Annotated in this window: 7 protein-coding genes and 1 pseudogene; 2 read left to right on the top strand and 6 right to left on the bottom strand. The window is 58.3% G+C overall.

Features of this window, described 5'->3' with window-relative positions; all coding sequences use genetic code 11:
* The first annotated feature begins 385 nt into the window (after window positions 1-385).
* The gene (locus ACIQVE_RS13990) at window positions 386-1,036 is read left to right on the top strand and encodes a hypothetical protein (protein WP_402809107.1); all 651 of its coding nucleotides are present in this window, start codon (window positions 386-388) and stop codon (window positions 1,034-1,036) included.
* Window positions 1,037-1,061: 25 nt separating this feature from the next.
* Here ACIQVE_RS13990 and ACIQVE_RS13985 read toward each other — a convergent pair.
* The 4 genes and pseudogenes from ACIQVE_RS13985 to ACIQVE_RS13970 all read right to left on the bottom strand — a co-directional run.
* Window positions 1,062-1,163: pseudogene (locus ACIQVE_RS13985) on the bottom strand (metal ABC transporter ATP-binding protein); the annotation flags it as partial.
* Window positions 1,164-1,170: 7 nt separating this feature from the next.
* Window positions 1,171-2,697: a SulP family inorganic anion transporter gene (locus ACIQVE_RS13980; RefSeq protein ID WP_402809105.1), complete on the bottom strand. Its 1,527-nt coding sequence runs from the start codon at window positions 2,695-2,697 to the stop codon at window positions 1,171-1,173.
* A gap of 90 nt (window positions 2,698-2,787) precedes the next feature.
* The gene (locus tag ACIQVE_RS13975) at window positions 2,788-3,516 is read right to left on the bottom strand and encodes a carbonic anhydrase (RefSeq protein ID WP_402809104.1); all 729 of its coding nucleotides are present in this window, start codon (window positions 3,514-3,516) and stop codon (window positions 2,788-2,790) included.
* 237 nt (window positions 3,517-3,753) lie between these two features.
* Window positions 3,754-4,812 carry a PA0069 family radical SAM protein gene (locus ACIQVE_RS13970; RefSeq protein WP_402809101.1) on the bottom strand — a complete coding sequence of 353 codons (1,059 nt, stop codon included), beginning with the start codon at window positions 4,810-4,812 and terminating at the stop codon, window positions 3,754-3,756.
* 242 nt (window positions 4,813-5,054) lie between these two features.
* Here ACIQVE_RS13970 and ACIQVE_RS13965 point away from each other — a divergent pair, with 242 nt between their 5' ends.
* Window positions 5,055-5,357, top strand: a complete 303-nt coding sequence (locus ACIQVE_RS13965) for a hypothetical protein (RefSeq protein WP_402809099.1) — start codon at window positions 5,055-5,057, stop codon at window positions 5,355-5,357.
* 77 nt (window positions 5,358-5,434) lie between these two features.
* Here ACIQVE_RS13965 and ACIQVE_RS13960 read toward each other — a convergent pair whose 3' ends face one another.
* Window positions 5,435-6,736, bottom strand: coding sequence for a c-type cytochrome (locus tag ACIQVE_RS13960; protein WP_402809098.1), 1,302 nt, complete (start codon window positions 6,734-6,736; stop codon window positions 5,435-5,437).
* Window positions 6,737-6,748: 12 nt separating this feature from the next.
* Window positions 6,749-8,533 (bottom strand): GMC family oxidoreductase, encoded by a 1,785-nt coding sequence (locus tag ACIQVE_RS13955; RefSeq protein ID WP_402809095.1) that lies wholly within the window; start codon window positions 8,531-8,533, stop codon window positions 6,749-6,751.

The following is an 8,533-nucleotide window of genomic DNA, read 5'->3' as shown; positions in this document are numbered from 1 at the left end:
GAGGATGTCGCATCATAGCGGGTTCCCCTTATCGTTCTTGTAATCCCTCCGGCATACGCCTGCGGCAAGGGAGCGGCTGCATCAGACTACGAACTTGAATCGCCGTGCCTTGCTGCGGGTGCAGTCGGGCGTCATCAGCTAACTCCATTCACTGGCGAGTATAGACAGCGACTGGAAATTGCAATGTGCGGACGTAAATGATCTGAAACAGCGAAGACTTGCGTTCAAGGGCAGGAATGGAGAAGGATGCAGACGAGTGGTGGCAAATCGATATAACGCAGATGCATCAAGGATGAAATAATTATGACAAATGCGTCTTAGCATTTTTCGTAAGCCAGCTAACTTATGTCTTCCCTATTTCATTGCCTTGTTCCCTGGAGTTTTCATGAACACCGCCGCATTGCGCGAGCAGATCCAAAAAGCCCAACAGCACGAGAAAGAAACCGGCCTGCTGACCCGTCAGCTGGAAAGCAAGCTGCCTCATTTACACCCGGCGATCCAATTGCCGGAAGCCGACGCCAATGGTGTGCTGACGCGTTTTGTCGCCGCCTACATCGATGAAGTACCGGACTTGCTGGATGCAGCCAATGAAGTCGCCAAGGAAGCGGGAATCGAATCGCAGATCAAACCGGTGCTGAAAATCGCCGAGCAGTACTTCCTCCAGCCGCCAGCCATCATGGCCGGGCATGTTGGCCTGGATAGCCTGCTGGACGAAGCCTACCTGGCGCACCGTTTTGTCGAAGAGGTCAACGACCTGTACATCAAGCATTTCGGCCAGCCACTGATCCCTTTGGACATGACGGTCGCCAACTTGATTGCTCACCAGTTGATCGGTGAGGAATTTGCCAACCAACTGGACGAAGCGGTGCATCACGCCATCGACGAGATGCTCAACGATGAGAGTTTTGCGCTGGAATCGGTAGAGATCTACCGCGAAAAACTCAGCAGCCCGGACACGGGGGCCGCGTGGAAACGCTGGCCGTGCATGGGTCGCCGCTTGGGTGTGGGTCTGGAGCTTGATCAGCCCGCCGCCTGACGGAACTGACTGTATAGATCTAATGTGGGAGCGAGCTTGCTCGCGAATGCGGTGTGTCATTCAACATCAATGTCGACTGATCTACCGCTTTCGCGAGCAAGCTCGCTCCCACAGGGTTTGGTTTCAAACGGTTTTTAAGCGGCTGAGCCGATTCCAGTAGTCGTCCGAATCCGCCCCTCAAGCCTACGCTTCAACCCGCGTGACTCGATCACCAGTTTCGACCCCTTGGCCGCATTCGCCCGGCCCCATTCTTCCAGCAACTCCAGACACGAATGATCGATGTAGCTCAGGTTATTGAGCGGCACATGCACCGTCGCGCCTGCTGGAATGGTGTTCAGCACCTGGGTCAGCGCCGGCACCTTGAGGAACGTCGCCGCGCCGATCAGACGTAACTCCATTTCCCCTTCCGGCGGCAGGTCGATCAAGCTGATCTTTAATCGCGATGCCTTGAAGGCCAGCTTCACCAGCGTCATGCCGAAGCCAATCAGTACACCGGTCAGCAGGTCAGTGAAAATGATCGCCAGAGCCGTGGCGGCGTAGGTGAACATCGGCATTCGCCCATAACGGCTCAGACCGCGGAAGGCTTTCAGGTCGACCAGTTTGAAACCGGTATACACCAGCACACCTGCCAGACTCGCCACCGGAATGCTTTGCAGCACACTCGACAGCAAAAGCACGAAGGCCAGCAGCCACAAGCCATGGAAGATCGTCGAGTAACGCGTGGTCGCGCCGGCCTGGACGTTGGCCGAACTGCGCACGATCACCCCGGTCATCGGCAGTGCGCCGACCAGTCCGCAGAGCATGTTGCCGACGCCTTGCGCCGACAGTTCACGGTCGAAGTCCGAACGCACGCCATTGTGCATGCGGTCTACCGCTGCCGCCGACAACAGGGTTTCCGCGCTGGCGATAAACGCCACGGCGAACGCGGCGATCAGCAGCGTCGGGTCGGCCAGGCTGAGCAGGTCCGCAGGTTTCAGCCAGTCGATGGCTTCCGCCAGATTCGCCGGTACTTCAACCCGTTTGACCTGTAACGCCAGCAGCAGACTGGCACCCGTGGCCAGGCCGACGCCGAGCAAAGCACCGGGAACGAACCGCAGCGAGTGCGGGCGGAATTTCTCCCACAACCACATCACCGCAATCGTCGATAGCCCCAGCAGCCCGGCCTGCCAGCCGAACGACGGCAAGGCCTGCGCCACCGCAGCGGGGAATGCCGTGAGGTTATCCAGCCCGGAAGGTTTCGGCGAAGCATCGAGCATCACATGTATCTGTGATAGCACGATCAGCACGCCAATCCCCGCCAGCATGCCGTAGACCACCGCCGGCGCCGTGACCCGAAACCAGCAGCCGAGCTTCAGTCGTCCGGCCACCAGTTGCAGGAAACCGGCGAGCAGCAAAATCGGCCCGAGCATCTCGATACCGTGCTGGCGCACCAGCTCGAACACCAAAACCGCCAGACCCGCCGCCGGCCCGCTGACCTGTAAAGGCGAACCCGCCAACCAACCCACCACCAGGCCACCGATAATCCCGGTAATCAGGCCTTTGGCCGGCGGTAGCCCGGAAGCGATGGCGATGCCCATGCACAACGGCAGGGCGACCAAAAACACAACCACGGATGCGAGCAGCTCCCGTGGCAATACAGCTTTCAATTGAGCAGCACGCATGGTGATTCTCCCGAAGTTTTCTTCAGGCGTGGCGAGGCCGGGCCGCTGAAACAGCGGCCGGCGTCAAACCACACAGATTGTCAGGAAGATTTAGAAGCGCGCTTTGGGCGTCGCCACCGGAATCGGATGGCTGCCATCGAGCGGCAGGAAACGTCCCTGATCCGCGTCGTAAGCTTTGATTTCGCTGGTTTCGATGTTGTAGACCCAGCCATGGATGAACAGCTGACCGTTCGCCATGCGTGAGGCTACCGAAGGATGGGTACGCAAGTGCTGCAATTGGGCGATGACGTTTTCCTCGGTGAGGATCGGCATGCTTTCTTTTTCGTCGGCGCAGTTACAGTTTTCATGCACCATGGTTTTCGCGACTTCGGCGTGGCGCAGCCAGGCTTTGACCGTCGGCATTTTTTCCAGGCTGTCCGGGTTGAGTACCGCACGCATGGCGCCGCAATCGGAGTGGCCGCAGATGATGATGTGCTGCACGCCCAGCGCCAGTACCGCGTACTCGATGGCTGTGGAAACGCCGCCATTCATCTGGCCGTAGGGTGGCACAACGTTGCCGACATTACGGGTCACGAACAGATCGCCAGGTGAGCTCTGGGTGATCAGCTCGGGAACGATGCGCGAGTCGGCACAGGTGATGAACATCGCTTTGGGCGCTTGGGCCGTGGCGAGTTTCTTGAAGAGTTCTTCCTGCTGCGGGAAGACCTCATGATGAAAATGCAAAAAGCCGTCTACGATCTGTCGCAGCGCTGCATCGGCGGAATCCGCTTCTGGGGTTTGCGCCGACGCAGCCAGCGGCTGTTTATCCTTGTCACTCATGATTCATCCTCTTTGGCGGATTCAGGGAGTCTTGCCCCGGTATTCCGGTATGAAGCCAGTGGCTGTTTAAAACATCCGGGTCGTCCCGACCCGTCAGTCACTCGATGAACAAGGTAGCCGCCGAAACTTAACTCAAACTGAATCAAACGCTCTAGAACGTGTGTTCCAGGTCACAAAAAACGTGACTGAGGTTTTCGACGGAAGGATTCCAACCCCTCAACCATAAGCCAATTGTCGCTAAATCAACGACATCTGGCGACCCGGCGGACAGAAGGCCGTGCAATCAAGATTGTAGCCTTCACGCTGGTTGAGACCCAGGCGCTTGATCGCCTTGGCAAAACGCTGGGCGAGCAGATCGGCGAATGGCCCTTCACCGCGCATGCGAGCGCCGAAACGGCTGTCGTAGAGCTCGCCGCCACGGCTCTGGTGAATCAGGCTCAGCACATGCGCCGCCCTTTGCGGATAGTGCGCTTGCAGCCACTCCTCGAACAGCGGCGCCACTTCCAGCGGCAGGCGCAGCATCATGTACGCAGCGCTTTGCGCCCCAGCGGCGTGGGCCTCGGTGAGCAGGCTTTCGATTTCGCTGTCGTTGATCATCGGAATCATCGGCGAACACAGCACGCCGACCGGTACCCCCGCTTCGCGCATGACCCGGATGGCGCGTAAACGCGCCTTGGGCGCTGCGGCGCGGGGTTCAAGGATGCGTTTGAGCTCATCATCCAGCGTTGTCAGGCTGATCATCACCGCCACCAGCCGTTGCTGCGCCAGTTCGGTGAGCAAGTCGAGATCGCGCAGGATCAGCGAACCCTTGGTGACGATGGTTACCGGATGCCGATAGCGCAAAAGCACTTCTAGGATTTGACGGGTGATTTTGTGCTCGCGTTCGATCGGCTGATACGGATCGGTATTGGAACCCAGGTTGATCGGCGCACATTGATAGCCGCGTTTGCTCAACTGTTCTTCCAGCACCTGCGCAGCGTTGGTCTTGGCGATCAGCTTGGTTTCGAAATCCAGTCCCGGCGACATGTCCCAATAGGCGTGGCTGGGCCGTGCGTAGCAATAGATGCAGCCATGCTCGCAGCCGCGATAGGGATTGATCGAGCGGTCGAAGGGCAAATCCGGCGAGGTGTTGCGGGTGATGATGGTTTTTGCGGTTTCAATCATCACCTCGGTATTTTGCGTTTCGGGCACTTCCTGATGCCAGCCGTCGTCCTCCGCCACCGAGCGGTTCGGCGCGAAGCGATTGTGCGGGTTGGTTGCGGTGCCGCGTCCGCGAGGTGGAAGAGGGCTGATCATTGCGCGAATCTCGTGTCTGTATATGCATACAGTATATGAGTAAGTGCTGGACGATCCAGTACCGTTCGGCTCAGGCACACAGGCGCGGATTTTTCCTTCCGTTCGTTTTGTTATTTATGTAAATGACTGGAACTAAATACAACCCGAGAAACATATGTGCCGTTGTGAATGAAAGTTATCAAATATAGTCTTCGCAACTTCCAGGCACTGACGCCTGTTATTAATTTAAAGGGATTTAATTTATGTCGTTTCTCAATCAACGCGGTGTTTTCCTGCAAATGATGCTCCCGGGGCCATCGGAGCCCAACACCATTGTTTCGATGCAACTGGCCCGCAAGGAACTGGGCTGGGATGCTGAGGAACAACTGTCGACCGAGGCATTGGTCGATTCGATTTATGTTGTCGCGGTGTCCAGCGATCGGGGCAAGTCGTTCACCATTCGCACCGACAAGAAGGATGTGGACGGCGACGGCGATATTGATAGTGATGACAAAGCCAAGTTGGAAGCATTGGCCAAGGCTTATGTGAGTATCGTTAATCCGTGAATGAATCTTTCAGCTGATTTGTATTGACGCCAAGTTGCTATAAAGCCCTGCATGAACTTTCATGCAGGGCTTTATTGTTAGTTCTGCTCGGTCACTTGCCCCAGGTCATCTCCGGACGTGGTCTGCATATCGTTTGTGCGCAGGCTGGCGACATCGGCTGCCGTCACTGGCGCGCCTTTGTTACCCCAACTACCCCGGATGAAGCTCACTACATCCGCGACTTCCTGATCCGATAACCGCCATGCAAAACCAGGCATGGTGAAAGTCGACGGCGCAGTGTGCGTTGCGGGCAATGTGCCGCCCTTGAGCACAATGTGGATCAGCGAAGTCGGGTCGTCCGATTGCAGCACCGGGTTGCCGGCCAGCGCCGGGAACACGCGGGTGTAACCGTGGCCGTCGGTGCGATGGCATGCTGCGCAGTTGTCGATGTACACCGAAGCGCCACGCTGGCTGTCGTCGCCGTTCCACAGGGCCTTGGCGGCTTTCTCATCGTATTGGTGCGGTTGATCGTTCGGGTCATTGGCCGGCAACGACTTGAGGTAGCGCGCAATCGCGGTCAGGTCGGCGTCGTTCATGTATTGCATGCTGTGGGTGACCACATCGCTCATGCCGCCGAACACGGCGCTGCGATCACTGCGGCCGGTCTTGAGGAATTGCATCAGTTGCTCCTCGCTCCAGCTGCCGAGACCATCCTTGTGATCGCCACGCAAACTCTTGGCGATCCAGCCTTCCAGCGGCGCACTGCCGGCCAGAAAGTCGCTGCCATCGGCCGCACTCAGGGATTTTTCCTGCATGGTCAGGGCACGCGGCGTATGGCAGGCGCCGCAATGTCCGAGGCCTTCTACCAGATACGCCCCACGATCAATCACCGGGTCGTCCGACGTGGCTTTGTAGTCCTCGACCTTAGGCGCAAACATCCAGCGCCAGCCCATCAACGGCCAGCGCATGCTCAACGGCCATGGAATATCGCTGGCCTTGTTCTCTTGCGCGACCGGTTCCACGCCGTGCATGAAGTACGCGTACAACGCTTTCATGTCGGTTTCACTGACTCGGGCGTAGGACGGATACGGCATCGCCGGGTACAACGTACTGCCGTTTTTGGCGACGCCATGACGCACGGCCTGATCAAAGTCCTCGAAGCTGTAATCACCTACGCCGGTTTTATCCGGGGTGATATTGGTCGAGTAGATCGTGCCAATCGGAGTTTCCATCGGCAGGCCGCCGGCGAACGGCTTGCCGTTCTTGGCGGTGTGGCACGCCACGCAGTCGCCAGCGCGGGACAGGTATTCACCCTGTTTGATCAAAGATTGATCGACTTCGGCCGCTTGCAAAGCAGCACTGCTGAGCAGGGCCAGGGTCGCGATAACGAAATTCTTCATGGTCATCACTCCTTAAGCCTGAACCAGCGGGCCGGGGTTTTTCAGGTATTGCTCGCGGATCGCCTTTGCCGACCAATAGGTCAATGCAGCGACCAGACCGGTCGGGTTGTACCCCAGGCCTTGCGGAAACGCCGATGCCCCCGGCACGAAAACGTTGTGCACATCCCAACTCTGCAAGTAGCGGTTCAACGCGCTGGTTTTCGGGTCGGTGCCCATGATCGCGCCGCCATTGAGGTGGGTGGTCTGGTAGGCGGCGGTGTTGAAATGGTCGCCGACTTTCTTGCCAATCACCGCAATGGCTTTCGGACCCATCGCTTCAGCGACCTTGCCCATTTTCTCGACCATGAAGCGGTTCATCTTGATGTCGTTTTCCTGCCAGTCGAAGGTCATGCGCAGTAACGGCAAGCCGTAGGCATCGCGGTAAACCGGATCGAGATCGAGGTAGTTGCCACGGTAGGACTGATGCGCGCCGTGGGCGTCCATCGACACCTGGTGGGTGTAGTAATCGGCGGTCGCGCGTTTCCAGGCGCTGCCCCAGGCTGGCGTGCCCGGCGGGTTCGAGGTGCCAGCAATCGGTCGGCTGCCAGCCTGGTTGACCCACATCGGCGAGCCGCCGACGAAGCCGTGCGGGCCGTGGTCGAAGTTGTCGGCGTTGAAGTCATCCAGCGCCACGCCGTTACCGCCGGCACCGATGAAGTTGTTGGTGTGGGTGTCCTTGTCAAAGAACGCCTTGATCGTGGCCATGTTCTGGTAAGCGAAGTTGCGCCCGACCACGCCTTCGCCGCTGATCGGGTCGTAAGGCTTGCCGATCCCGGAGAGCAGCATCAGCCGTACGTTGTGCAACTGGAACGCGCCGAGGATCACCAGGTCCGCTGGTTGCTCGATCTCACGCCCCTGCGCATCGATGTAGGTAACGCCGGTGGCTTTGGTTTTCGTGCTGTCGAGGTTGACTCGCAGTACATGGGCGTTGGGCCGCAGTTCGAAATTCGGCAGCGGTTTGAGCGCCGGCAGGATGTTCACGTTCGGCGAGGCTTTGGAATACATGTAGCAAACGTAGCCGCTGCAGAATCCGCAGAAGTTGCACGGGCCCATCTGTGCGCCGTAGGGATTGGTGTAAGGCCCTGAAGTATTCGCCGAAGGCAGGTTGTAGGGTTTGTAACCGACCTCTGTGGCTGCCTTGCCGAACAGTTGTGCGGAAACCGTGTTTTTCTGCGCTTCCAGCGGGAAATGGTTCGAGCGATCCGGTGCGTAAGGGTTGCCACCCTTGCCCTGACCGACCAACTGACCTTTGACGGTCCAGGCCTGGCCCGAGGTGCCGAAGACTTTTTCGGCGTAATCGAAGAACGGTTCCAGCTCTTCATAGCTGACGCCGAAGTCCTGGATGGTCATGTCCTTGGGGATGAAGCTTTTGCCGTAGCGCTCTTCGTAGTGGCTGCGCATGCGCAGCTCGATAGGGTCGACGCGAAAGTGCACGCCCGACCAGTGCAGTCCGGCGCCGCCGACGCCATTGCCCGGCAGGAACGCACCCAACTGGCGGTTTGGCAGGGCAATGTCATTGACGCTGTGGCGGATGGTGACGGTCTCTTTGGAGATGTCCTGAAAGAGTTTTTTCCGAACGCTGTAGGTGAGTTCGTCGATCACCTGCGGATAGTTGCCGTCGGGGTAAGTGTCCTGCATCGGCCCGCGCTCCAGCGCCAGCACATTGAGGCCAGCCTCGGTCAGCTCTTTGGCCATGATCGCGCCGGTCCAGCCAAAACCGACGATCACTGCGTCGACCTTCTTCATTACGATTGCCAT

It is taken from the genome of Pseudomonas sp. NPDC098747 (genome assembly GCF_044760045.1).
GTDB lineage: Bacteria > Pseudomonadota > Gammaproteobacteria > Pseudomonadales > Pseudomonadaceae > Aquipseudomonas.
Note: the sequence above shows the minus strand (reverse complement) of the source record. Positions and strands in the feature narration are given on the sequence as shown.